At 63.6% G+C, this 25262-nt stretch carries 22 protein-coding genes; 14 read left to right on the forward strand and 8 right to left on the reverse strand.

All coding sequences use genetic code 11. The features are described 5' to 3' along the window. Positions 1-1671, forward strand: coding sequence for a VanW family protein (locus tag GC119_RS00435; RefSeq protein WP_070573930.1), 1671 nt, complete (start codon positions 1-3; stop codon positions 1669-1671). Here the strand turns inward: GC119_RS00435 and GC119_RS00440 are convergent. Then, positions 1668-2726: a GNAT family N-acetyltransferase gene (locus tag GC119_RS00440; protein ID WP_070777677.1), complete on the reverse strand. Its 1059-nt coding sequence runs from the start codon at positions 2724-2726 to the stop codon at positions 1668-1670. The two genes, GC119_RS00435 and GC119_RS00440, sit on opposite strands and share 4 nt — an antisense overlap. 120 nt (positions 2727-2846) lie before the next feature. Here GC119_RS00440 and fdxA point away from each other — a divergent pair, with 120 nt between their 5' ends. The 8 genes from fdxA to GC119_RS00480 all read left to right on the forward strand — a co-directional run bounded on the left by fdxA (position 2847) and on the right by GC119_RS00480 (position 9155). After that, on the forward strand, positions 2847-3173 hold the full coding sequence (gene fdxA / locus GC119_RS00445) for a ferredoxin (RefSeq protein WP_061942434.1): 327 nt from the start codon (positions 2847-2849) through the stop codon (positions 3171-3173). Continuing rightward, positions 3170-4309 (forward strand): succinyldiaminopimelate transaminase, encoded by a 1140-nt coding sequence (dapC, locus tag GC119_RS00450; protein WP_070573926.1) that lies wholly within the window; start codon positions 3170-3172, stop codon positions 4307-4309. Before fdxA ends, dapC begins: the two co-directional genes overlap by 4 nt. 105 nt (positions 4310-4414) lie before the next feature. Continuing rightward, positions 4415-5695 (forward strand): citrate synthase, encoded by a 1281-nt coding sequence (locus tag GC119_RS00455; RefSeq protein WP_070573924.1) that lies wholly within the window; start codon positions 4415-4417, stop codon positions 5693-5695. 61 nt (positions 5696-5756) lie between these two features. Continuing rightward, positions 5757-6533, forward strand: a complete 777-nt coding sequence (locus GC119_RS00460) for a TIGR00730 family Rossman fold protein (protein WP_151952229.1) — start codon at positions 5757-5759, stop codon at positions 6531-6533. Further along, entirely contained in the window at positions 6530-7402 is an 873-nt protein-coding gene (gene folP / locus GC119_RS00465; protein WP_070573920.1) for a dihydropteroate synthase, read from the forward strand. The genes GC119_RS00460 and folP overlap by 4 nt, the downstream gene beginning before the upstream one ends. A 22-nt stretch (positions 7403-7424) precedes the next feature. After that, positions 7425-7691, forward strand: a complete 267-nt coding sequence (locus tag GC119_RS00470) for a DivIVA domain-containing protein (RefSeq protein ID WP_070573918.1) — start codon at positions 7425-7427, stop codon at positions 7689-7691. Next, positions 7672-8889: a hypothetical protein gene (locus GC119_RS00475; RefSeq protein WP_070573917.1), complete on the forward strand. Its 1218-nt coding sequence runs from the start codon at positions 7672-7674 to the stop codon at positions 8887-8889. The genes GC119_RS00470 and GC119_RS00475 overlap by 20 nt, the downstream gene beginning before the upstream one ends. Before the next feature lie 95 nt (positions 8890-8984). After that, on the forward strand, positions 8985-9155 hold the full coding sequence (locus tag GC119_RS00480) for a DUF3117 domain-containing protein (protein WP_070573915.1): 171 nt from the start codon (positions 8985-8987) through the stop codon (positions 9153-9155). 58 nt (positions 9156-9213) lie between these two features. Here GC119_RS00480 and GC119_RS00485 read toward each other — a convergent pair whose 3' ends face one another. Continuing rightward, positions 9214-9837 carry an O-methyltransferase gene (locus GC119_RS00485; protein ID WP_176745890.1) on the reverse strand — a complete coding sequence of 208 codons (624 nt, stop codon included), beginning with the start codon at positions 9835-9837 and terminating at the stop codon, positions 9214-9216. A 129-nt stretch (positions 9838-9966) separates the two neighbouring features. Here GC119_RS00485 and GC119_RS00490 point away from each other — a divergent pair, with 129 nt between their 5' ends. Beyond that, positions 9967-10347, forward strand: coding sequence for a twin-arginine translocase TatA/TatE family subunit (locus GC119_RS00490; RefSeq protein WP_070573909.1), 381 nt, complete (start codon positions 9967-9969; stop codon positions 10345-10347). Positions 10348-10434: 87 nt separating this feature from the next. Here GC119_RS00490 and GC119_RS00495 read toward each other — a convergent pair whose 3' ends face one another. From GC119_RS00495 to GC119_RS00505, 3 genes are read right to left on the reverse strand one after another with little or no spacing between them, the layout of a single operon-like run. Next, the gene (locus GC119_RS00495) at positions 10435-11562 is read right to left on the reverse strand and encodes an Mrp/NBP35 family ATP-binding protein (RefSeq protein ID WP_070573907.1); all 1128 of its coding nucleotides are present in this window, start codon (positions 11560-11562) and stop codon (positions 10435-10437) included. A 55-nt stretch (positions 11563-11617) separates the two neighbouring features. Continuing rightward, positions 11618-12766 carry a P1 family peptidase gene (locus tag GC119_RS00500; RefSeq protein WP_070573905.1) on the reverse strand — a complete coding sequence of 383 codons (1149 nt, stop codon included), beginning with the start codon at positions 12764-12766 and terminating at the stop codon, positions 11618-11620. Then, positions 12767-14260 (reverse strand): aminopeptidase P family protein, encoded by a 1494-nt coding sequence (locus tag GC119_RS00505; RefSeq protein ID WP_070573903.1) that lies wholly within the window; start codon positions 14258-14260, stop codon positions 12767-12769. Positions 14261-14316: 56 nt separating this feature from the next. Here GC119_RS00505 and GC119_RS00510 point away from each other — a divergent pair, with 56 nt between their 5' ends. Further along, on the forward strand, positions 14317-15162 hold the full coding sequence (locus GC119_RS00510) for a PHP domain-containing protein (RefSeq protein WP_151952230.1): 846 nt from the start codon (positions 14317-14319) through the stop codon (positions 15160-15162). A gap of 25 nt (positions 15163-15187) precedes the next feature. Here the strand turns inward: GC119_RS00510 and GC119_RS00515 are convergent, their stop codons facing one another. Beyond that, on the reverse strand, positions 15188-16693 hold the full coding sequence (locus tag GC119_RS00515) for a DEAD/DEAH box helicase (protein WP_070573900.1): 1506 nt from the start codon (positions 16691-16693) through the stop codon (positions 15188-15190). A 58-nt stretch (positions 16694-16751) separates the two neighbouring features. Here GC119_RS00515 and GC119_RS00520 point away from each other — a divergent pair, with 58 nt between their 5' ends. Beyond that, on the forward strand, positions 16752-17381 hold the full coding sequence (locus tag GC119_RS00520; RefSeq protein ID WP_070573898.1) for a ferritin-like fold-containing protein: 630 nt from the start codon (positions 16752-16754) through the stop codon (positions 17379-17381). Positions 17382-17498: 117 nt separating this feature from the next. Here GC119_RS00520 and GC119_RS10885 read toward each other — a convergent pair whose 3' ends face one another. Together GC119_RS10885 and GC119_RS00530 are read right to left on the reverse strand one after the other, a co-directional pair. Beyond that, entirely contained in the window at positions 17499-17720 is a 222-nt protein-coding gene (locus GC119_RS10885) for a DUF3107 domain-containing protein (protein WP_070573896.1), read from the reverse strand. 55 nt (positions 17721-17775) lie between these two features. Then, positions 17776-18372, reverse strand: a complete 597-nt coding sequence (locus GC119_RS00530) for a TetR/AcrR family transcriptional regulator (protein ID WP_070573894.1) — start codon at positions 18370-18372, stop codon at positions 17776-17778. Positions 18373-18584: 212 nt separating this feature from the next. On the opposite strand from GC119_RS00530, the gene GC119_RS00535 reads away from it, so the two are divergent. Then, positions 18585-21827 carry a PD-(D/E)XK nuclease family protein gene (locus GC119_RS00535; protein WP_070573892.1) on the forward strand — a complete coding sequence of 1081 codons (3243 nt, stop codon included), beginning with the start codon at positions 18585-18587 and terminating at the stop codon, positions 21825-21827. Continuing rightward, entirely contained in the window at positions 21824-25240 is a 3417-nt protein-coding gene (locus tag GC119_RS00540; protein WP_151952231.1) for an ATP-dependent DNA helicase, read from the forward strand. The genes GC119_RS00535 and GC119_RS00540 overlap by 4 nt, the downstream gene beginning before the upstream one ends. Positions 25241-25262 lie beyond the last annotated feature (22 nt).

A 25262-nucleotide genomic window follows, 5' to 3' on the forward strand; every position in this document is an offset into this window, starting at 1 on the left:
ATGTCAAAAGCTCTGCGGGCCACCCTGACGGCTGCCGCGGTTGTTGTCATCGGCTATGTGGCTTTGGCTTTTTGGACGGGCCGGGCTGTTCCCGCCGGAACTCACGTGGCTGGAATCGATATCGGCTCGATGAGCCGCGAGGAAGCCGTGAAGGCTCTCGACGAAGGGCTTGCGGAGCGTTCTGAAGCACCCGTCCTGCTCAGTGCGGGGGAGGGCACGGAGGCCGAGTTCTCACCGGCTGATGTTTCGCTGGACTATTCGGCCGAAAACACGGTCGATGCGCTCACCGGCGCCCGGTTCAACCCAGTTGACATCTTTCGCGGCCTGACCGGAAGGCCAAACCACAAATCACTGGCCATTGAGGTCGACAGCCAGGCGCTCGACACGACGGCGGAATCTTTGGCTGAAGACCTCAGCGTGACTCCGAAGAACGCCGAGCTGGCCTTCTCCGGGGACAAGCCGGAAATCACCGAGGGCAAAAACGGGCGCGAGGTCACAGCAGCGGACATTGTCGATGCCGTTGAGACCCAGTGGCCCGCACAGGACGGTAAACCCCTGAGCGCGGAGGCGGAGGCCGTTGAGCCCGACATCACCGATGCTGAAGCACAGCGGGCAAAAACGGATATTGCCGAACCGGCCGTCGCATCCCCGGTGATCTTGGAGGCAGCCGGCGAAAAGTCCGGTGAAGAACTCAAGCTCTCACCCAAGGCAATTGCCCAGGCGGCTTCCTTTGTTCCCAGAGACTCCGAACTCGCTCTGGAACTCGACGGCAAGGCGCTGAAGACAGCGCTGTTTGAGGAAAACGACGGTGTGGGCGAAGAAGCCCAGAACGCCAGCTTTGAGTTCTCCGACGGCAAGATGTCGGTGGTGCCTTCGAAGGACGGGATTTCGGCAAAGGACGCTGATGTGCAGAAAGCCGTCGACGCCGCCCTGTCAGCTGACGACCGCAGGGCCGAGGTTCCCCTGACTGCGAAGAAGGCGTCATTTACGACAGACGATGCCAAGAACATGAAGATGGAGACGATCGGCAAGTTCTCCACCCCGTACTCGTCACAGGCGGGTCGAGACACGAACCTCAAAGTCGCGTCCGGAAAGGTCGACGGCACCGTTGTTCAGCCGGGTGAGCAGTTCAGCCTCAACAAAGCACTCGGGAAGCGCACCGCCGCCAACGGCTATCGCAAAGCCGGTGTGATCTCGGGTGGAGAGATGAAAGACGACTACGGCGGCGGCGTTTCGCAGGTGTCGACGACGCTGTTCAACGCCGCGTTCTTCTCCGGTATGCAGCTGGACGAGCACAAAGCCCACTCGCGCTATATTTCGCGCTACCCGGAGGGTCGCGAAGCCACGCTCGACTGGCATTCGATCGACATGGCCTTCACCAACACCTCGGACAAACCAGTCGTGCTTCACATGTCGGTGTCCGACGGCAAGGTCAATGCTGAAATCAAGGGTGAGAAGACTCTCGAAGTCGAAGCCGGAAAATCGGGCCGCTTTGCCCACACGAGTCCGTCCACCGTGAAGAAGTCCGGGCCGAGCTGCAAACCGCAATCGCCCAGGGGCGGCTGGTCGATCACGATCTATCGCACGATGAAGAACATTGAGACCGGCAAAGTGAGCAAGGATCAGTTCACGACCGTGTACTCGCCGGTCAATCGGATTGAGTGCGACTAGGCTCCCTGGTTCTGCGCCGCGTCGTTCTGCACTGCGAACCAGAAGCGGTGGTGCTCCGCAAAGCCCAAACTGGACAGCAGCGCCGTCGCATCTTCGTTTGCCGCGGGAACATCGCAGCCGAGAGACCGAATGCCCTGAACCGCAGCCAAGCGGGCGGCAGCCTGCACGAGGGCCCTCCCGGCACCGCGGCGGCGAAGCTGCGGATTGACAACCAGATTGTCCAACCAGCCCCACTTGCTGGCAACAGCCAGCCGCACAGCACCCACAAGCGACTTCGACCCATCAGGGTGCACTGCGACGGCTGAGAGAATAATCACCTGCGGTGCACTGTGGACAAGCGCGCGCATGTCCTCGGTGTCGTCATGACCCCACGCTGACAAGTGCACCGCGTGGGCCCTGTCGGACTGCACGATCTCGAGCCCCTGCGGCGGCTGGGCGGCACCAGCGGCTTCGCGGGCCGGAGCTGTCATCGTGATCCAGGTGTCGCTGGGGGTGAAACCTGCCGGTCGCAGCAGCTGGGACACCTGGGCCGAGGCGGAGTCGAGTTCGCCTTGTGCTCCAGCTGAGAAGATCTGCAGGGCAGGGTGAAGGTCTCGGTCGGCGTACCACTTCTGAACGGCCCCCAGGGCCTCTTCCGCGGGGAACTGAGGGTCGGTGAGCACGAGGGCGGAGTTCGCCCGCGCATCGGCCCCGGGAGCGGCGCGCAGAAGCCACCCGGACTCCACTGCCGACTGCGCACCCTCATCAGAGCTGAGTTCTTCGGCAACCGCGTCCCGGTTGAGCCACACGGTTTCACCCGGCAGCCACACCTGCGCTGAAATGCGGCGCAGATCCGCTGTCGACACCGTGGAGTGGACAGGGCCGGGGCGCTGAGGCGCCGGTGGGATTTCGTGGGCGAGCTCAATTGAGGACCGATCAATCCGCACGGGGCCGCGCTTGGAGTCGACCGTCACGGAGTCAGCATCTGCGGCGAGAACACTCCCGAGAGCGTCTGTCAGCTGTCCGCCGTCGCTGTAGCGGATGACCACGCGCATGCCCGGCTGCGGTTCGAACACTCTTCTGACCTCCGATGGCGACCGAGACTGGAAACGTCACCACCTTAGCGGGGGAGTAGTCTTGGACCAGACGAATTCAGCCGGGAGCGTGTCACCGCACGCTCAGCAGAAGGAGCCCCAGTGACCTACATCATTGCCCAGCCCTGTGTTGACCTCAAGGACCTCGCCTGCGTCGACGAATGTCCCGTTGACTGCATCTACGAAGGCGAGCGGATGCTCTACATCCACCCCGACGAATGTGTGGACTGCGGCGCCTGCGAACCGGTCTGCCCCGTTGAGGCCATCTACTACGAAGACGATGTTCCAGAAGAGTGGGCGGAGTACTACACGGCCAATGTCGACTTCTTCAACGACCTCGGCTCTCCCGGCGGTGCCGCCGGAGTCGGCAATGTCGGCTACGACCACCCGATCGTCGCAGCACTTCCCAAACAGGAACACGACGAGTGACCTACGAACGCTACGGCCTTCACCTGGAGGCCTACCCGTGGGACCGCCTGGCCGCCGTACGGCAGACAGCCGAAGCACACCCCGGTGGCATCGTCGACATTTCGATCGGCACGCCCATCGATCCCACACCGGAACTCGTGCAGGAGGCCCTGCGGGCCGCGGCAGACGCTCCGGGCTACCCCACAGTCGACGGCACGGCACAGCTGCGCGAAGCGATTGCCAGCTGGTCCAAGCGCGTGCGGGGAATCGAACTTGACCCGGACAGTGAAATCCTGCCGACCGTCGGGTCGAAAGAGTTCGTTGCCGCCCTGCCGAGCCTGCTGGGGCTCGCTCGACTGGGACTGCGTGTGGCCTGCCCGTCCCAGGCGTACCCCACGTACGAAATCGGTGCGCGCCTGGCCGGTGTCGAATGCGTGCGCATCAATGCTGCCGACATTGCCGCGGGAGCATCGCTGGAAGGCGTGGGACTGCTGTGGCTCAATTCGCCGAGCAATCCCACCGGTCGCATTGATTCGCTGGAAGAGCTGCGGGCGGTCGTTGCAGAAGCGCGTCGCCACGGCACTGTGGTGGCCGGGGATGAATGCTACGCAGCTCTCAACTGGAGGGGCGAAAGGCCGACCCCGTCAGTGCTGGACCCGGACGTCATCGGGGATGACCGCAGCGGTGTGCTGAGTGTTTACTCGCTGTCGAAGCAGTCAAACCTCGCCGGATACCGAGCGTCATTCGTCACGGGCGACCGGGTGCTCATCCGCGAGCTGACCACCACGCGCAAGCATCAGGGCATGATTGTTCCCGCGCCCGTTCAGGCCGCGATGGTTGCCGCACTGAACGACGATGCGCACTGGAAACAGCAGCGTGAAGCCTACCGGCGCCGCCGTGAGATTCTGCGCCCTGCCGTCGAACAGGCTGGGCTGCGCATCGACCATTCGGAAGCGGGCCTGTACCTGTGGGCAACCCGCGGCGAAGACTGCATGGCAACGCTGGAGTGGCTGGCTGGACTGGGCATTATGGCCGGCCCCGGCTTCATCTACGGACCAGAGGGCGGGCAGCACGTCCGGCTTGCCCTGACAGCACCGGACGACAGGATCTGCGCGGCAGCGCAACGACTGCGCGGAAGCTCAAATATCACACGTTGAGTGAACTCTCAGCGATTTACTGTTTTTCCCACAATTGGGTAATCTTCTTCATGTCTCTCAACCACAGCGGAACAGAGAGTGCGAAGTTCGAACAGAGGAGAATCAATGGCGGCGGACGGCTTCCTTCGGGTAGATGACCATGAGCTCGAACTCGAAGGCATCGGGTCAACAGCCGGTACTGAGGGGCTGAACATCAGCAAGCTCCTGACCGAAAGCGACCGTGTGACGTTTGACCCCGGCTTCGGCAACACCGCCCCGTCAACTTCCGCCATCACCTTCATCGACGGGGCTGAAGGCATCCTGCGCTACCGCGGCTATGCCATCGAAGACCTCGCCGAGAACGCATCATTCGTCGAAGTCGCCTACCTCCTCATCAAGGGCGAACTGCCCACTGCTGAACAGCTGAAAGCCTTCGAAGACCGCATCGCCCAGCACGTGGAAGTTCCCCAGGGCGTCTACGACATCGTCGCGGCCATGCCAGAAGACGCCCACCCCATGTCGATCCTCTCAACCGCCGTTTCGGCTCTGGGCACCTTCAACCAGGACACCATCGACGTCTACGACGACGCACAGATGGAAGAAGCTGCCGTTCGCCTGCTCGGAGCCATGCCGGTTCTGACCGCTCTTGCCCACCGTCGCCGCTTCGGCGTTGACTCAGTCGTCCGCCCCGAACCGCAGTACGGCCTCGTCGGCAACTTCTTCCGCAGCAACTTCGGCGTCACCGGCGAAGAATTCGCCGACAGTGAGAATGTCCGCAAGGCACTTGACCTGCTGTTCATCCTGCACGCAGACCACGAACAGAACTGCTCGACATCTTCGGTGCGCCTGGTCGGTTCGTCGGAGGCCAACCTCTACCAGTCGATTGTCGCCGGCATCAACGCACTTGCCGGTCCGCTGCACGGCGGCGCGAACTCCGCAGTGCTGGAAATGCTCGAAGAGATTTCGCAGTCCGACGACGGCGCTGAAAGCTACATGGAGCGGGTCAAGAACAAAGAGCGCGGCGTGCGGCTGATGGGCTTTGGCCACCGGGTCTACAAGAACTACGACCCGCGCGCTGCCATCATCAAGCACACCGCACACGACATCATCGAAGAACAGGGCGGCAACGACGACCTGCTTGATCTGGCAACTGCGCTGGAGAAGGTTGCCCTTGACGACGACTACTTCGTCAGCCGCAAACTGTACCCGAACGTCGACTTCTACACCGGCCTGATCTACAAGGCCCTTGGATTCCCCACGGACATGTTCACGGTGATCTTCGCCATGGGCCGTCTGCCCGGCTGGATTGCCCAGTGGATTGAAATGCGCGGTGACGACACCACCCGCATCGGCCGTCCGCGCCAGATCTACACCGGCGAAAAGCATCGGACCTACCCGTCGCACTGACGGCTGGGCGAAGGCGGGGTGGGGCACTGTGCCCGCCCCGCCTTTTTCGTGAAAGGACACTATGACCAGCTCTGATACTTCGAACGACGAACTCTTCTACACGAAGGGGTCACTGCACCTGCGCAGCCAGCACGTACCGGAGACAACCGCTGACCAGAGGCTGCTGGACAACCGCCCGGATTCGGAGTGGGTACACGAAGACCCGTGGCGGACCATGCGGATCCACGCGGAGTTCATCGAGGGGTTCAGTTCGCTGGCAGGACTGCCGACGGCGGTGTCGATCTTCGGCTCTGCGCGCCTGAACGAAGGAACAGAGGAGTACGCCCTGGCCGAAGAGCTCGGCCGCAGACTCGTGGCCGAGGGCTATGCTGTTGTCACCGGAGGCGGGCCCGGAATCATGGAGGGCGGCAACAAGGGCGCGGCCGAAGCCGGCGGGACATCGGTGGGGCTGGGCATCGAGCTGCCGTTCGAATCGGGGCTCAACCCCTACGTGGGCATCGGCATCAACTTCCGCTACTTCTTCGTGCGCAAGACGATGTTCATGAAGTACTCCTCGGCAGCAATTGTGCTGGCCGGCGGCTTTGGAACCCTCGATGAGCTGTTTGAGGCCCTCACACTTGTCCAGACCCGCAAGAAGAACCGCTACCCGGTGGTGCTCATGGGCACGGATTTCTGGTCGGGTCTCGTCGATTGGATTCGCACCGCGCTCGTTGAACGCGGCACGATTTCGCCAGGTGATGCTGAACTGTTCCACCTGACCGATTCGGTCGATGAAGCCATAGCCTTTATTCACGAATCCGCTGACAAGCCGATTCCCACCGGTCGTTTTCGTCCGTGACGTTCCGAGTTCGCGGGGTTGAGGCAGGGCCGCTGCAGCCGGTCATCATGGCCGTCATCAACCGGTCGACGGATTCTTTCTACACGTCTGCCGCAACCGTCGATGATGCTCTGCGCAGCGCCGAGCCAGCCGTCGGCGAAGGCGCCCGGATCCTCGACATCGGGGGAGTGCGTGCCGGTCGCGGGCCGGCCGTGTCTGAAGCCGAGGAGATTGCTCTGGTCACACCGGTGATCTCTGCTTTGGCCGAGGAGCACCCGGATGTGCTCATCTCGTGTGATACCTACCGGGCGCCGGTAGCCCGCGCTGCCGTTCAGGCCGGTGCTGGCCTGATCAACGACACGTGGGCGGGTGCTGATCCGGACGTCGCATACGCCGCCGCCGAGGCGAAGGCCGGCTTGGTCTGCTCCCACACCGGCGGCCTGACGCCGCGGACGGACGCGCATCGCAATCAGTTGGGACTGTCTTCGGCTGAGGTCATGCCCACGGTCATGGCGGGGCTTGCGCAGCTGCGCACAAAGGCGCTGGCGGCAGGCGTACCCGAGCGGGCCATCATTCTTGACCCGACACCAGACTTCGGAAAGAACACCTATCAGTCGGCTGCTGTTATGCGGGACCTCGGCATGCTCACGGCCGGGGAGAGCGCTGTGATGCTCGCGATCTCGCGCAAAGACTTCGTGGGCGAGCTCGTGGGCTCGCAGGGGCCGAACGATCGCCTGGCTGCCACGATTGCCGCCACCGCGCTGGCGGTTGATGCAGGCGCCGCCGTCATCCGCACGCACGACCCGGCAGAAACCCGTCAGGCGGTTGATGTGGTTGTGGGCATACGCGGTCTGCGGCCGCCGGTGCGCGCACAGCGGGGCCTGCGCTGAGCACCTGTGAGAGGATAGGCCCATGGCCTGGATGATCATTGGAGTGTGCGCTGCTCTCATCATGTTCGCAGCGGCTGCCGCCGGCGCCTTCGGCATTTTCGACTCCGGTATGAGTCAACCCGAAGCAGCTCTGCCCTCGCAGGATGCATCCGCGGCTGATATCGCCCAGATGCGGTTCTCACCGGCCGTCGGCGGCTACCGCCGGGATCAGGTCGATCGGGCCATCGAGATCCTTGTTGCACGCATAGAAGAACTCGAAGAAGCAGACGGTGTCTCAAGCGAACAGTGAAGCAGCGCGGGAACGCACGTCGTGGTTTTCCGCCGAGCAGCTGACTTCGTCGCTGCTGCGGCTGCCGGTGTGGGCGCAGGCCGCGCTTGTGTATGCCGTCAGCCGTGCGGTGTCACTGCTGCTGTTCAGCATTGTCATGCGCTTCCAGGCGCCCACGTTCTGGTCGGAGAACAAACCGCCGACTCTCTATGAGTTTCTGGGGTTTTGGGATGCTGACTGGTACCGCCGAATTGCCGATGAAGGCTATCCGCGAGTCCTTCCGCTCAATGACAGCGGCGAAGTCAAGCAGAACCAGTGGGCCTTCTATCCGCTGCACCCCACGATCGTCGGCTGGCTGCGCGACCTTACGGGCATTGACTACAAGATCCTCTCGCCGATCGTGTCGCACATCTTCGGGCTTGCCGCAGCGATCGCCATTCTGTATCTGTTCCGTCGGCACGCAGATGGTGTCCGCGCTCTCGCCGGGACGGCGCTCGTCTTCTTCTTTCCCGCGGCGGCCGTGTTCTCGACGGGCTATTCGGAAGCCGCCGGCATCTTCTTCTTGGCCCTGGCCCTGCTGTGCGTTGACGCTCGTCGCTATGTGCTGGCCATTCCGGCCGTTCTGCTCATGGACCTCGCCAGGCCCATAGGGGTGGCGTTTTCGTTCTTCATGCTCATCCACCTGCTGGACCGGATTCGTCGACGAAGAACAGAGCCGTATCCGGTGCGCGAAGCCGTCACGTCGTGGACGCTGGGTGTGCTGTCGTGCTTCTTTGCAGTGCTGCAGCCGCTGGGCGCCTGGATGCTCACAGGAGAGTTCGACGCGTACAGGAAGACCGAGGCCGCGTGGACGGGACACACGGAGGTCTTCACGCAGTGGCTGACCGCATCGACCCGCTACCTGGGCTGGTGGGGGCCGATTGCGCTGGCACTGCTGATCGTGCTGTTCGTGTGGGGAACACTCGGACCGAGCGGTGAGCTGATCGGCCGGACGCAGAAGCAGTTCCTGTTCGGCTACGCCGTGTATCTGCTGATGTTCTTCACTCCGCAGACTTCAACCCTGCGCCTGATCCTGCCGATGTTCGGACTGGCGATGGTGCAGGCGCGCAGTCGATCCCGCACCGCTTTGGCCACTGCGCTCATCGGCTTCACGATTCTGCAGCTGCTGTGGATATCGCTTCTATGGCGTCTTGTCCCGCCAACGGGCTTCCCGCCGTGATCGGTGCGCGTATGACGAAGATGGTCTCGTTATGTGCGAAACCCTACAAAGTGTTGGATAATGGCTGATAACTGTGTTCGGCGAAAGGATTTGGAATGGCAGCTCAGAAGCCTCGCACTGGTGACGGCCCTCTTGAAGTGACGAAAGAGGGACGCGGCTATGTCCTTCGCCTGCCCGTCGAAGGCGGCGGTCGTCTGGTAATTGAAATCAGCCAGGACGAAGCTCAGGATCTCAAGGGTGTCCTTGCCGGAGCTCTTGACGGCTGATCATCGCTTCGCAAATCCCGTTCTCCCGGTGGGGAGGGCGGGATTTTTCGTTCTGGGATCAGTGCCGCACCGCAAGCAGTCCCGCATCAACGGGCAGGAGTACGCGGTTGGGGGAATCTTGAAGATCGGCCAGAACACGGCGCAGAGCAGTCGAGGTGGCGTCGCGGGTCGCAGGGTCAGCGACGGTTCCCGACCCCAGAGCGTCATTGACTACCAGCAGCCCACCGCTGCGCACTTTCGTCAATGCCTGCGGCACGATCTCCGGAAAGCCCGCGGGGTCGGTGTCAACGAAGACGAAGTCGTAGCCACCCGGTGAGAGTCGGCTGAGAACAGATTCTGCGAAGCCCTGAATGAACCGGATCCGGTGGGCTTTGAAACCGGCGACCTCGGCCAGTTCAGCGGCGACCGACTGCCGCTCACGGTCGATGTCGACGCTGGTGAGCATTCCGCCGGGCCCGAGTCCGGCGAGTATCGCCAAGGTTGAAGCTCCGGTGCCCGTGCCGAGCTCGACGACGTTCTTGGCACCCGTCAGCTTGACGAGCATCGTCACCAGTCTGGCCGATGTGGCGCCAAGCGGTGCACTCTGGTAGTCGGCCGCGATTGTGCGCGCAGCTTCTTCCGCAGCTGTCGCGGTGTTGAACCGAGAAGCGTAGTGGCTGTCAGCCGCCCAGTTCCTGGACAATCGCTCCTCCTGTTCAGCATTCGCTCGCTTCGGGCTTGCAAAACCCCGTGAGATAAGCATAGTCACAGGCCCAAGCGCGTGCTTGACCTCGGCGGAAGGCGGTGGTTGCCACGGCTTAGAATGGTGTGCATGTTCGGGATCAACGGGACTGAGTTCATCATCATCGTGCTTGTTGTTCTCATTGTCGTAGGACCCCAGCGCATGCCGGAGTACGCCGCCCAGCTGCGTGATTTCGTGAAGACCCTGCGTCGGCAGATAGTCAGCCTGCGCGACAGCGTGCAGGACGAAATGGGCGATGACTTCAAAGACGTCGACTGGCAGAAGTTCGATCCTCGCCAGTACGACCCGCGCCGGATCGTGCGTGAAGCCCTCATGGAAGACGATGAGCCTGAACCTGCTGACGATCGCCCCCTTGAGCCCATGCGGCTCTCACCGCTGCAGAGGTACTCCGAACAGGCCAGCCAGCGCGACACATCGAAACCGGCGCCGTTCGATACGGAAGCCACCTGACAGCCGACCCACTGTTGTGAAACCAGAAGAGGGGCGTGCGAAGGTTCAACACCTCGCACGCCCCTCTTCTTCAGCTGTCTGCAGCGCTCAGGCCGGCGACAGTCCCAGCGAACGACCGGCGAGGCCTCGCGAACGGCGGCTGAGCTGCTGGGCAATTGCGCGCAGCGTGACCGAGGCGGGGGAGTCTGGGTGCGACAGAACCGCCGGTGCCCCGGCGTCTGCGCCGGAGCGAACCGGTTCGTCCAGGGGAATCTGGCCCAAGAGGGGAACTTTAGCCCCCGTGGTGCGGGTCAGCTGTTCGGCAACCTCGGTTCCGCCTCCGGAACCGAAGATCTCCATGCGCTCACCCGAGGGCAGTTCGAGCCAGGACATGTTCTCAACAACACCGGCAATGCGCTGGCGGGTCTGCGTGGCCACCGTGCCGGCGCGTGCGGCAACCTGAGCGGCCGCCTGCTGCGGAGTGGTGACCACCAGAAGTTCCGAAGTGGGCAGCAGCTGGCCCACCGAAATGGCAATGTCGCCCGTACCCGGCGGCAGGTCAAGCAGCAGAATGTCGAGGTCGCCCCAGAACACGTCGGTGAGGAACTGCTGCAGAGCGCGGTGCAGCATGGGGCCGCGCCACACGACAGGCTGTGACGGCGGGACGAACATACCGATCGACATGACCTTTACGTTGTGCGCCACCTGCGGGATGATCATGTCGTCCACGCGCGTGGGGTTGCCGGACAGTCCCAGCATGCCGGGGATGGAAAAGCCGTAGATGTCAGCGTCCACAACACCCACGGACAGGCCCTGCTGGGCCAGGGCGACAGCGAGGTTGGCGGTCACGGAGGACTTCCCCACGCCGCCCTTGCCGGAGGCCACCGCGTAGACGCGGGTGAGCGAGTTCGGTTCGTTGAAGGGGATGGGGCGCGAGGCGCCGGGGCCCTGGAGCTTTTCGCGCATCTCCTGGCGCTGCTCGGGTGTCATGGTGCCCAGCTCCACGTTGACCGCAGTGACACCGTCAACGGCCTGCACGGCCTTCGTGGTGTCGCTGATGATGGTGTCCTTGAGCGGACAGCCGGCTACTGTCAGCAGAACCCGGACGTCGACGGTGCCGTCTTGCGCGATGGTGAACTCGTCGAGCATACCCAGTTCGACGATGCTGCGGCGGATTTCAGGGTCTATGACGCCTTTGAGGGCTTCATAGACCGCGTCCCTGTTGGGAGATGTCACTGACCGGCCTTCCTCTGACGACGATATTCGACTGGCTATTCTACTTCGCCGCCATTCAGCGCGGCTTCGCGGTGTCCGCCACCGCCAGCACCGTGTCCAGGCGCTGTCGCGCGTGTCGGCTCCATGAGCTGTACAGCTGCGGAAAGACATCGGCGAGCGCCGGTGGAAGATCAGCGCTGGCAGGTCGGCAGTGCTGACCGCCTGCGGTGAGCACCGCATCGACGATTGCAGCCGACAGAGCATCGGCTGCTGCGATATTGAGCCGCGTGAGCATTTCGACTGAAGCCGCGCAATCCCCGGCGGCGCCAGCCGCTGAGCTGCCCGGACGCTGGCCGGTGCTGAGAGCGAAGACGGTATCACCGTCGAACATGGTGTGTGAGGGCCACACGGCCCGGGCGATGCCGGCGTGGGCGGATGCCGCCAGCCGGGTTGTCTGTGAGTCTGTCAGAGAAGCATCAGTGCAGATGACGGCAATCGTCGTGTTCGTCGGCGCCTGTTCTTGACGCTGTCGAGCACGTTCGCTCATGCGGGAGGTCTCTTCCGGATCAGCCGACGGCAGCTGCAGTCCGTAGGCGCTGAGCACACCCGCGGCGGCCAGTCTGCCGTCAGGCTCAAACACGGTGCCCATCGGGTTTGCGATGACGACCGCACTTACCCACTGCCCGTCGGCGGTGAGAATGGACGCACAGCCCATTCCGCCTCGGCAGAAGCCCCGGCCTGTCCACGCGCCGATGCCGGCACCTGCGCTGCCGCGGAACTCACACAGGGCGGCAGCGGTGGCAGCCGGGCGATTCAGCGCATTGTCCGCCGCCCGATAGCCATCCGGAGCCGATGGGGGAGAAGGCGGACCGCCCCGGCCGATGTCGAAGATCGCGGCAGCGGGAACAATCGGCACCCGGGTGCCCGCAACCGGTGTGCCCACACCAGCCTCCACCAGGCGGTCCTGCACTCCTCGGGCGCAGGCCAGTCCCAGAGCACTGCCGCCGGTCAGCACAATCCCGTCAGCACCGAACGGCAGAGTTCCCGGCCGGGCGATGTCGGTTTCGTGCGTGGCCGGACCCCCACCTCGGGAATCAACCCCGACCGTGCTTCCCGCGGGCGGAATGAGAGCCGTGACACCGCTGAGAGATTCCACAGCGCACGTGCCGACCCGCACACCGATGTGCTCGGGACCGACCCCGGGAAGCAGACGGCCCGGTTCCACTCAGCTGCGCCCCTGCACCCAGGCTTCGATTTCTTCGCGGGTTCGCGGGAAGCCGACTGACAGGTTTTCCACGCCGTCGTCGGTGACGAGAATGTCGTCTTCGATCCGCACGCCGATGCCGCGGTACTCTTCGGGCAGCAGCAGATCCTCTTCCTTGAAGTACAGCCCCGGCTCAATCGTGAAGATCATGCCCGGCTTGAGATCAGCTCCCAGATACATGTCAGCACGCGCCTGAGCGCAGTCGTGAACGTCCAGACCCAGGTGGTGGCTGGTGCCGTGGACCATCCACCGGCGGTGCTGCTGCCCTTCCGGTTTGAGCGATTCCTCAGCCGAAACGGGCAGAAGCCCCCACTCTTCCAGCCGATGCGCGATGACGCGCATAGCGGCGTCGTGAATCTCCGCGAACTTCACGGGCCGGTTGACGTGCTCACCGGCGAGGGCAAAGGCGGCATCGGCAGCTTCAAGGACCGCGTCGTAGATGCGCGCCTGGACATCCGTGAAGCGACCGCCGATCGGGATGGTGCGGGTGATGTCGGCCGTGTACAGGCTGTCGGCTTCTGCCCCGGCGTCTACCAGCAGAAGATCACCGGGGTTGACCTTGCCGGTGTTCTTCGTCCAGTGGAGGGTGCAGGCGTTGTTGCCGGCAGCGGCGATCGTTTCGTAGCCGACGTTGTTGCCCTCGGTGCGGGCGGCCTTCCAGAATGCGGTTTCGATGACCCTCTCGCCGCGGTGGTGGCCTACGGCTTCGTCGAGGCTGTCGATGATGTGGTCGAACCCGTCGCGGGTGATGGCGATTGCCCGGCGGACTTCGCTGATCTCGTAGTCGTCCTTGATCAGGCGCAGCTCAGACAGGAACTGGGCGAGTTCGTCGTCACCGGCCTGGCTGGCCTCGAGGTCGGCCTGGACTGCCCGTCGAGCGGAATCAACCTGGGCTTCAAGGCTGGTGTCAGCACCGCGCAGCAGACGCACCGACGTGCTTCCGAGGTCTTTCGTGATCGAATCGGCGGCTTCGGAGACGGGCCGGCAGGACACGCCTGTCATGGTCTCCATGGTTTCCAGCTCCGGGCGCTTGCCGACCCAGTATTCGCCGTAGCGTGAGTCCGAAAAGAACTCTTCTGTGTCCGCTCCTGCACGCGGGCTGAAGTAGAACGTGACATCGTGGCCGTTTTCGGTCGGTTCGAACACCAGCACCGAGTCCGGTTCGAGATCAGCGTGCAGCCCGGTCAGATGAATGAACGCCGAGTGCGGGCGGAAAGGATAGTCGGTGTCATTGGACCGGACCTTGAGACTTCCGGCCGGCACGACAACCCTTTCGCCGGGAAACGCCTGGGAGACTGCTTCGCGGCGGGCGGGGGTGAAGCGGGACGCTTCGAGGGCTTCGGCGGGAACGGGAGTGCGCTCCCACCCCTGAGCTACAAAATCGCGGAATGCTTTTGAGTTCGGCCTGCGGGAACGGTTGTTGACACGGTCTTCAAGAGCCTGATCAGTAGTCATGCCACCAGCATAGTCGCCAGCCCTGTCGTGTCAGTCGCCTCAGTAGACTGTGTGGCATGTCGATCGATCTGCACACCCACTCGAGCTTCTCCGACGGCACACAGCCGCCTGGCGAACTGCTGAAAGAAGCCGCGCAGGCCGGTTTGACGACCGTGGGGCTCACAGATCACGACACGGTCCGCGGATGGGCCGAGGCGGCCACGGCTGCCAAGCGGGAGGGCATCAGCCTGGTGCGCGGTATGGAAGTCTCGTGCAAACACGACGGGGTGACAGTGCACCTGCTGAGCTATCTGCACAATCCCGAGGGCACAGAGCTTGCTGCCGCGATTGCCGATATGCGCAGAGCCCGCCTGGAAAGGGGCCGGCGCATGGTCGAACTGCTCAGCAGAGACTTCCCGCTGAACTGGGACGATCTTCTGGCAGTCGTAGGCCCCGAAACTACAATAGGGCGGCCGCACATTGCCGATGCACTCGTGGCAGGCGGATTCGCAGCCGACCGGACCGCGGCGTTCGCCCATCTGCTTTCGCCGCGCGGACCGTACTACGTTCCGATCCCAGCGATCTCCGCGATCGACGCGGTGCACATGGTTCACGACGCCGGGGGAGTCGCCGTGTTCGCTCATCCGCTGGCATCAGCTCGCGGCCGCGTACTCGGCGATGCGGCTATTCGCGAACTCATTAAGGCAGGGCTGGACGGCCTGGAAATCGAACACAGGGACAACCCACCCGAAGGCCGACGCCGACTGCGGCGCATGGCTGCGAAGCACGACCTCATCGTCACGGGATCATCCGACTACCACGGCGCGGGAAAGCCGAACCGGCTCGGGGAGAACACCACCGAACCGGAGCAGCTGGAAAGAATCGCCGAACGAGCTCGCGGAGTCGAGATCCTCGAAGCCTGAGCCGTTCGGCACTTTCTGAAGCTGGTCAGCCTTCGGAAGCTCCACCCCGGGTGCGACGGCGACGGCGACGAGGTTTCGGGGCATCTCCACCAGAGTTCTTCGGCTGCTGCGCTGAATCGGACTTCTGCGCGACTGAACCCTGCTCGACGCTCTTGCCCCCGCGGGTGCGGCGACGCGGGCGCCGAGGTCTGCTGTCATCGCGACGGCGCTCGCCGCGTGCTGGTCTTCTCTTGTCACCGCCGCGTCCAGAGCGTCCGCCCGAACCTTCAGACCGCGCAGCCTGAGCCCGCGGCAGGCGCCCCTTGGTGCCCTTGGGAATGTTCTGCTCTTCAAACAGGTGAGAGGACGTGGAGTAGGTTTCCTTGGCTTCGAGGTCCTGCTCCAGAGTGCGCGCGATCATGTTCCAGCGCGGAATGTCGTCCCAGTCGACGAGTGTGATCGCGATGCCGGTGCTGCCGGCACGACCAGTGCGGCCCACCCGGTGAATGTAGGTGCTTTCGTCATCCGGGCACTGGTAGTTGATGACGTGGGTGACATCCTCAACGTCGATGCCGCGGGCAGCGACATCGGTGGCGACCAGAATGTCGGTTTTGCCGGTGCGGAAGTTCTTCAGAGCGCGCTCTCGCGCCTGCTGGTTGAGATCTCCGTGCAGCGGACGGGCGTTGAAACCGCGATCCGTGAGCTCTTCGGCCAGACGGTCGGCGGTGCGCTTGGTTTTGGCGAAGATGATGGTTCGGCCGCGGCCCTCTGACTGCAGGACGCGGCCGACAAGCTCAGCCTTGTCCATGGCGTGTGCACGATAGGCGAACTGCTTGATGTTCGCAGTCTTTTCGTGAGCCGACTGCTCATTGACCGCGCGAATGTGAGTGGGCTGACTCATGTAGCGACGAGCCATGGTGACAACCGCACCCGGCATAGTCGCCGAGAACAGCATCGTCTGACGATTGTCCGGCAGGGCGGAGATGATCCGCTCGACATCCGGCAGGAAGCCCAGGTCGAGCATTTCGTCGGCCTCGTCGAGAACCACGGTCGTGATTTCGCTGAGCTTGAGAATCCGGCGGCCGTACAGGTCCAGCAGGCGGCCCGGAGTTCCGACGACGACATCGGCGCCGGCCTTGAGCGATTCAATCTGCGGTTCGTAGTCCCGACCGCCGTAGATGGTGACGACCTTGACCTGCAGCTTGGCCGCAGCGGTCGCAAGCTCACCGGCGACCTGCTGGGCGAGCTCACGCGTCGGCGCAACAACGAGACCGCGCGGGGCACGACCGGCTTCGGGAACCAGCGGGGCAGGGCTTTCCGCCGGAGCGAACTCCGGACGGACCGGGGCGTCGAGGCGCTGCAGCAGCGGCAGGCCGAAGCCGAGGGTCTTGCCGGTGCCCGTCTGCGCCTGGCCGATGATGTCTGCCCCGCCGAGCGCGATCGGCAGGGTCATCGATTGGATGGGGAAGGGCTCGGTGATGCCGTGATCGGCAAGAGCCGCGACAATGGGGCCGGAAACCCCGAAGTCAGCAAAAGTCTTCTGTTCAGTCACATTTTTCCTATTGTCTATCCGGTGCGGCGAACGCACTCGCGGCGGTTAGGCTAGGGCCATGCCCGACTCCAACACGCCTGAAGAAGTCCACGCGGCAACGCTGTCCGTTTTGGCCTTCCACGCACTTTCGACGTTTGAACTCACATCAACGGACTCACAGCACGCGCCAAGCATCCGCGAATCCATCGGCCTTGCGCGTCTTGCGGGGCATTCGCTCGAACACTTCGAGCGGCTGGCGTCGCGGGTGGCGGACTTGGGCGGGGATCTGACGAGCCTCATGGAAAGCCAGGCGGGTTCGTTCCGCGCTTTCCGGGAACGCACTCGACCCAAAGACTGGTACGAATCCGTCATGAAGGTCTACGTCTACGACGGGATCATGACCGAGTACTGCCGAAGCGCCCTCACAGCTCTTGACCCCAAGAGTCGAGAGGTCGTCGATTCCGTGTTCGATGATACACGCTCGGCCGACTATCTCCGGGAATGCCTGCACTCTGTTGTTGCAGGCGACGAGGTGATCGGCAGCCGCCTGGCACTGTGGGGACGCAAGCTCGTCGCCGAATCGCTCACCCGCATTCGCGAATTCGCAGCGATTCCGGACACGGTGTTCAAAAAGCCTGACGAACCTCTTCTGCAGCGGCTGCTCGCAGGACACTCCAAGCGCATGTCGGACCTCGGGCTCACCGCCTGAGCCCGCGTTCACCCCGGCGTGAACGCGGGAGGGGCCCGGCGCCTCGTGCGATGGACGCCGGTGCGAACTCAAAAAAGGGGGGGGGAGGCCCACAGCCTCCCCCTTTTTCTGTGCCGATCAGCTGATGCCGAAGCCGACCCTGCCCTGAGTGGACGGACCGGAATCAACATAGGCGATGGAATCGGCCGGCACGACAACGCGGCGCTGACCGTCCTCCAGTACGAGAGGGGTGCGGTTCGTCAGCGCGGAATCGACGAGCTCTTTGAGCTGTTGAGCGTCAAGATCGGATTCGACGGTGATCTCACGCGTGGACTGCGTGATGCCGATTTTGATTTCCATAGCGCCTCCTTGGCGGGTTCGCGGTTGGCAAGGGCAACCTCTCACGAGGCTGAGCTTATTCCCCCAGGCGCAGATCCACCTGGGGGTCCTCAATGGCCGACAGCCCGTCAAAGGCGAGGATGCCGACCAGACGAGCACTTTCATAAGGATCGTAGTCGCGGTTGCGCGACCATTCGAAAGCCGCCTGCTTCGCCATCCCGACAAGGGCGTGGCCGAGGATGTTCGCTTCGGCCTGCGTGACAGTCGTGTCGCGGCGGATAGACCGGCTGACGGTGTCGGCAAAGCTGTCCAGCGCGTCACGCCAATGCCTGCGGCTTTCGTCGTTTTCGTTGTCGGCGCGGATGAGCACATCAAAGGCCTCGCGGTCTTCAACCGCGAACATGAAGAAGCTCTTAATGGTCGAATGCACGCGCTCGCGTCGGTCGTGACCGCTTTCGAGCAAAGCGGCGAGCATCCGCTTGAGCTTCTCGATAGCCTCGTCGAGGACCGTAAGGAAAAGGTCGAGCTTAGATTCGAAGTGCTGGTACAGGACCGGTTTGGACACCCCTATGCTCGCGGCAATCGAGTCCATCGATGTTGCGTGGTAGCCCTCTTGCGCAAACTGGCAAGTGGCAACGCTGATGATCTGCGCGCGGCGCTGAGCGCGTCTCATACGAGGTGTCGGCGGCATGCTGTAGCTCTTATCTGGCGGCGGGTGCGGGACAGGATCCGGTGCGGGGTGAATGACAGATCATTCTAGTGCTTTTCAAAGCACGCGGATGGGCCCGGCGTGGTTGCCGGGTTCGGGCTGAGCCCCTGGACGGCGGCTGACAGCTGTTCGACACGCACGCGACTCGTGTCAGTGCTTCGTGGTCGAATAGCAGTATGAGGACAAACGAAGCCGCAGGAAACTGCGCTGCAGAAACTCTGCTCGCCGGACAGCGGACCGCGGTCTTCGGCGGTCCGGGCACGGGAAAGACCGCGCAGCTGATCGATTCCTACTCCGTGCTGGCCAAGCGCGGGGGAGAACCGTCCGTTCTTGCGCTCACGCCCAGCCGAGAGCACGCAGATGCACTGCGCGATCGCCTGCCGACGGGTGACGGCATTCGCTCCGCACCAGCCGCCCGGTCAGTCCACTCCTACGCCTTTTCGCTCGTCTCAGCGCACTCTGCCGCCGTTTTCGGCCGGCCTCTTGACTTCATTTCCGGTGCGGACCAGGAATATCTTCTCGCCTCAGTTCTCGAAGGCTATGAATCCGGGCGGGTTTCGGGCCCCCGGTGGCCAGGCGGATTCAGCGCCGAACTCCTGACAACCGCAGGCTTTCGCCGTCAGCTGCGCGACGCTCTCAACGCCGTCATGGGCTACGGCGTGACACCAGCCCAGCTCGAACGGCTGGGCAGACAGCGAGGACTTGCGCAGTGGCAGGCCCTGGCTGTCGTGCTCAAAGACTACGAAAACCTCCTGGCGGTCCCCGGTTTCGGCGGAGTCGACACCGCTGCGGTCTTCGCCCGCGCAGCCGCAGTCGTCACAGCCGACGGCACGAGGGCCGGTCAGAAGTGGTCTTTCTCCTCTGAACCCCTGCCGGCGCACATTCTGCTTGACTCAGCACAGGACTTCCCGGACACCGCGCTTGACTTCCTGCTGGCGCTCGAATCCAAAGGCGCCACGATAGGACTGTGGACATCTCCCGACACGACCGTGCAGGGATTTCGCGGTGCCGGCGGCAGGCTGTTCCAATCGCTTGCAGCCGGCGCGCAGACCTTCACTCTCGACGGAGCATCCCGTGTGCACCGCGGTGCAGGTGGTGTGCGCCGCGCCTACGATTCCCTGGCCCGCATCATTTCGTCTGATCTGCACCGCCGGCACGTTCCAGCTTCAGCCGAAGATTTTGCCGCCGGAGCGTCAACCGTGTGTGCCAGTGCCGTCAGCACCCAGTCCGACCAAGCGCGCTTGGCGGCCTCCCTCATCCGCACGTGGCACGACGACGGCGCACAATGGGACGACTGCGCTGTGCTGTCACGCTCATCCGGGTCTGCGTCCGCGCTCGCGGCAGAGCTCGCAGCCCACGGAATACCGGTGCAGAAGCAGGTTCAGCCGCTGAGTTCGCAGCCGGCAACCGCCCACATTCTTCGTCTGCTGGCCCTTGGGGACAGCTGCGAACCGGGTGAACGCGAACGCCTGTGCGAAGACATCGCCACCGGCCCCTACGGGGAGCTCGACGTTGTCGGCGCGGGAAGTCTGCGTCGAGCGCTGATGCGCACTGACAGCAGGGACGACGGCGGTGACCGCAGTCTGGGTGCTCTTCTGGCGGCCGCTGCAGCAGCACATGCTGAAAGCGCCGACGCGCCGACAGGTGTGCACGGCCCAGACGCTGCATCGAGCGCGCCCCGGACGGTGCGCATGCTCGCAGACGTGCTGATTGCGGCAGACCGGGTGCGCAGGCTCGAACCCGAAGCGGCCGTATGGGAGGTCTGGGAGGCCTTCGGTGTTGCCGATGACTGGCAGCGGCGTGCGGAATCTGATCCAGAAGACGAACGCAACGCGGACCTCGACGCCGTCATCCGACTGCAGACGCTGGCACAGAAGTTCACCGACCGGAGAGAAGTCGACGCCGAAAGCTTTGCGGTGACAGTTCTCGGCCAGGCGGTTGCCCAGGACTCCCTGGCGCACTCCGGACAGAGCCGCGAAGTCATTGTGTCCACACCGGCCGCGGTGGCACATCGCGATTTCGAACACGTCATCATCGCCGATGTCCAAGAGGGCACGTGGCCCAACACCAGGGTCCGGGGATCCGTTTTCCTCCAACAGCGTCTCGACGAAGACCTAGCCGCCGGTGTGTGGCGCATCGCCGATGGTGACGAAGGCGGCGGTGGCATCGATGCTTTCGCGGCCCTCGACAGCGCCCCCAGCTACCGTGAACTGCAGAAGGCCACGGTCCGCGACGAAGGCCGCATGTTCCTAGCAGCGCTGTCCCGGGCCCGCTCCACGGCGGTGGTTCTTGCCGTCAATGACGGTGAAATCCTGCCGTCAGTGTTCTTCGAGCACACGCAGAAAGCCGCCGCCCAGTTCGGCCGTGAGGGCACACAGCCGGCCCCCGAACCCCGTGTTCTCAGCCCTGTATCCGACCACGCGACCGTGGGGCCGGCGTCAATGCGCCAGCTGGTGGGATTTGCGCGCGGCCGGTTTGAAAACAGCAGAGACGACTCTGCACCGTGGGCGCTGCTTTTGGCGGGCCTCGCCGAAGCCGGTGTAGAAGCCGCGTCGCCTCATACGTGGAGTGCATGGCGCGAACGGTCCACCGTCGATCCCGCAGCAGCCGATGACGCCCCCGTGACGATCTCACCGTCAACCCTCGAAATGTTCTTGGAGTGTCCGCTCAAATGGCTGCTGTCGCGCCACGCCGGCGCACTGCCGTCGACAAACGCCCAGCGGCTGGGAACCCTCATACACTCTCTGGCCGAAAGACATCCGCACGGCGGTTACACAGAGCTGAAAGCGGCATTCGAAGAGGGCTTTGAGCATCTTGAGTTCGCCTCACGATGGGAGCGCGACAGACAGTACGCCGAAGGGCTCGACATGGTGGGCAACCTCAACGACTTCCTCGTGAGCAGACGCAGCGACGGCTACCGGTTTATGGGCGCCGAAAAGACCCTTGTCGCCGACAGCCGCGAAGGCTGGCTGATTCGCGGGCGCATCGACCGACTGGAACGCGACAGCGAGGGCCGGCTGCACATTGTCGACTTCAAGACCGGAAAAACCCCGAAATCCAAAGAAGACGCGCAAGCCGATCCGCAGCTGGCCGCCTATCAGGCAGCCATGGGTCTGCCCGGGGCCCGCATAGCGGAGGAAACCGCTTCGGCTCCGCTGCAGGACTTCGGCAACGGCGCCGGGGGCGGCATGCTCATGTATCCCCGCAAAGCTGCCGGGGCGCGTGGAACATCGAACGTGCGCACCCAAGACGCCATGAGTGAAGAAACACGACGTGCATTCCTGGCCGACAGCGTGCGGCCAACCGCAGCCGGCATTCGCTCGGCCCAGTTCCCAGCCACACCTAGTGCCCAGGCCTGCCGCTATTGCCCGGTCAAGCGCTCGTGCCCCGCCGTCCAGACCGGAGAGGACGAATCGTGAACCAAACCCCGCCGCAGTATTCAGCCGAAGACCTAGCCCAGATTGTCGGGACGCCTCTCAAAGACGGCACCAAACCGATGCCCACGGCCGAACAGAAGAGGATCATCGAAAGCCCCGTCGACGCCCCGGCAGTCGTCATCGCAGGTGCTGGTTCGGGCAAGACCGCGGTTATCGCCCAGCGCGTGCTGTGGCTCGTGGCCAACGGCTACGTCGCCAAGGACCGCATTCTTGCACTCACTTTCACCCGCAAAGCAGTTGGTGAACTCGCCAAGCGCATCAATGACTTCATCCGCGCATTCGAAGTCCACGCAGCATCCTGCCGCGACGGCGCAGAGCGGTGGAACGTCGAGAGGCAGACCCGCGCGGCAGAAGGGCAGCGCGGCACAGTGGGCGCATCTGACCCGCTGGATGCACTGTTCGGGCCGACCGTCCAGACCTACAACTCCTATGCCGCCGCACTCGTCAGCCAGTACGGCCTGGCCGTTGGAATCGAAGACGGCACCGCCATTCTGGACGACGCCGAAGCCATCCAGGAGTTCGGTTCGCTCGTCGACCAAGCGACCGACGCAGATATTCCCTCTGAAAAATCACGCGCCACAGTCATCAAAGACGCACTGCACTTGGCCTCGCAGATTGACGAACACCTCAAGACATCCGCTGATGTCATCGACTACCTGGACCTCTCTTTGGCCCACGCGGTCGGCTCCGAGCAGCTGGTCAAACACGCTGCCGCGGTTCGCCGCAAACGCATTCCCAAAGAAGAAAAAGACGCCCTGGGCGCCCGTCTTGAACAGCTGGCCGGCGAAGCCGCGGGCATGCGCACGCTGACACCTGAATTCACCGACCGAGCCGTGGCAGCAGTGCGCGAAGCCGGAACATCGGAGCTCATCGAATCGCTGATGCGCAAAAAACAGTACGCGCTGCTGGCCGGCCGGTGGAAAGAACACAAGCGCGAAACCGGGCGCATGCAGTTCTCCGACCAGGTCGCATCGGCCTACACCATCATGAATGCCGACGAACAGGCCCTCACCGAAGAGCGCGGCCGCTGGGACATCATTCTGCTCGACGAGTACCAGGACACCTCGGACAGCCAGTTCAAACTTCTGCAGACCCTGTTTGCGGGCAAAGCAGTGACCGCGGTCGGGGACTACCGGCAGTCCATCTACGCCTGGCGAGGGGCTTCGGCCGGAAGCCTTCGAGACTTCCCAGAGCAGTTCAGATTCCGCGGCCATCCGGCACAGGAATACACGCTCAGCATTTCCTTCCGAAACGCGCAGCTCATCCTCGATGCTGCCAACGCCGTGTCAGAACCGCTCAAAGCAATTTCCGAAACCGCGTCGGAGCCGCTGAAGCACAAATCGCACGCCAAGACAGGCGGCCCCGCCGAGCCGCAGTCAGACCAGGCGGCGGTCGGCACCGTCACCTTCTGTGTGACAGAGGGCAACACAGATGTTGACTACGGCCTTGACCAGTACCGAGAACTGGCCCTGTGGATGAAGGATCGGACGGGCAGCCGCGCGGTGCTGGTTCGGGCTCGCAAGTCCATCGGGCCCATTGCGGACGCGCTGCGCGCAGCGGGAGTGCCGTACGCGATCGTCGGGTCGCGCGGGTCGCTCGACAACCCATACACCGCCGATGCGGTTGCAGCCCTGGCATCGGCCGTCGACATTACGGCGGCAACCGAGGTCATGCGACTGCTCAGCGGTCCGCAGACCGCACTGGGGGCTAAGGACATACGCGCACTCAGCCGATTCTGCCGGATGCGCGGTGAAGGACTCGACGAAGAAGCAGTCCCAACGCTCATTGAGTGCATTGACGAGTTCGTCGACGACACCACATCAGCCGATCTCGCAGAGCAGGCGGGACTGTCCACGGCGGCGGTCGGCCGCCTGCGCTCCCTGGCGCTGCGGCTCAGAGCGGTCCGCCGCAGTGCGTCTTCACCCGTCGAAGCCCTGCGCTCCGTCGTCCGCGTATTCAATCTCGACTTGGACATCGAAGCTCTGCCCAATCCCGAACCCCACCGCAGGGCCGTCGATTCTCTGAAGACGATGGCGCAGAACTACGGGGCACAGCACCCGTCTGCAACGGCTGCGGACTTCCTCGCCTGGCTCATGGTGGCAGAAGAAAGCGAAGCGCTCGAAGCAGCTGCAGAAGAAGCCGACCCAGATTCTGTCCAGATCATGACGATCCACGCGTCCAAAGGGCTTGAATTCAGTGCGGTGGCCATTCCCGACAACACCGTCGGCGACCTCCCGACCCTCCCGAAGAGCACAAAGGCCTGGCTGACGGGCGCCGAACTGCCATACCCTCTCCGCGGAGACCGGCAGCACCTGGTGGACCTGGACACAACGCGGCAGGATCTGAGCACGGCAGCGGATGCGAAAGAGCTGTTCGGAGGGCCCATCGGCGAGCAGATCAAAGACGATCATCTGGCGGAAGAGCGTCGCCTCGCCTATGTTGCGGTCACTCGCGCGGAGTCACACCTGTGGCTCGGCGCATCGGCAATCACCAGCCGTACCAAGCCGAACACCCTGTCGCCGTTTTTGGAGGAGATCGGCGCAGCACTCGGCCGGGAGGTGCAGATGCCCGAAGCAGTTGACGGCGTCAGCCGACCCCCGACGAGCGTGGAATGGCCGCCGGCGATTGACGATCAGACACGCTCGCACAGGCAAGAACTTCTCGCGGTCTACCGGTCAGCTGCCGGGATCGAACTGCACGAACTTGCCGACAGGCCCGATATCGGACCGCTGGTCAGAAGCGCGCAGGCGCTGCTCGAACCGGAACCGCACAGCGAACCGGCAGAACTGAGCCGGCTGTCAACGACAGCCCTGGTCGACTTCGTGGGAGACCGCGAAGAATTCGACCGGCAGCGCAGCAGGCCCATGCCGCAGAAGCCCTCTTCGGCGGCAGCCCTTGGCACGGAGTTTCACGCCTGGGTCGAGAACAGGTTCGGCCAGTCCAGTCTGCTCGAACTGGACGACCATGCTCCCAGACGTCTGGGGGAACACGAAAGAGCACGGCTGGAGAAGCTCAAAAACAGGTTCGAAAGCTCAGAGTTTGCCAGGCGGACGCCGGCTGCGGTCGAACTGCCCTTTGAACTCAAGGTCGGACCGAAGGTCATCTCCGGAAAAATCGATGCCGTATTCGACTTGGGAAGCGCGCTTGAAGTCGTTGATTGGAAGACCGGCTCCGCGCCGCGCAGTGAACGCGAAATGACAGATCGTGCTGTCCAGCTGTCCATGTACGCCCACGCCGTCGCCCGCATGCCGCAGTTTGCGGGCCGGGATGTGTCAGCGGCGTTTTACTTTTTGGGAAGCGACACCGTCGTGCGCTTCGCCGCGGCGGGCACGCCCGGCAGCGAACCGAGCCTGCTCACGTGGGAACAGCTGGTGGCAGCCGTCAGCGGTCAATGACGTCGGTGGCATCACCGTCGTC

Source organism: Brevibacterium sp. Marseille-P9724 (assembly GCF_902500275.1).
GTDB lineage: Bacteria > Actinomycetota > Actinomycetes > Actinomycetales > Brevibacteriaceae > Brevibacterium.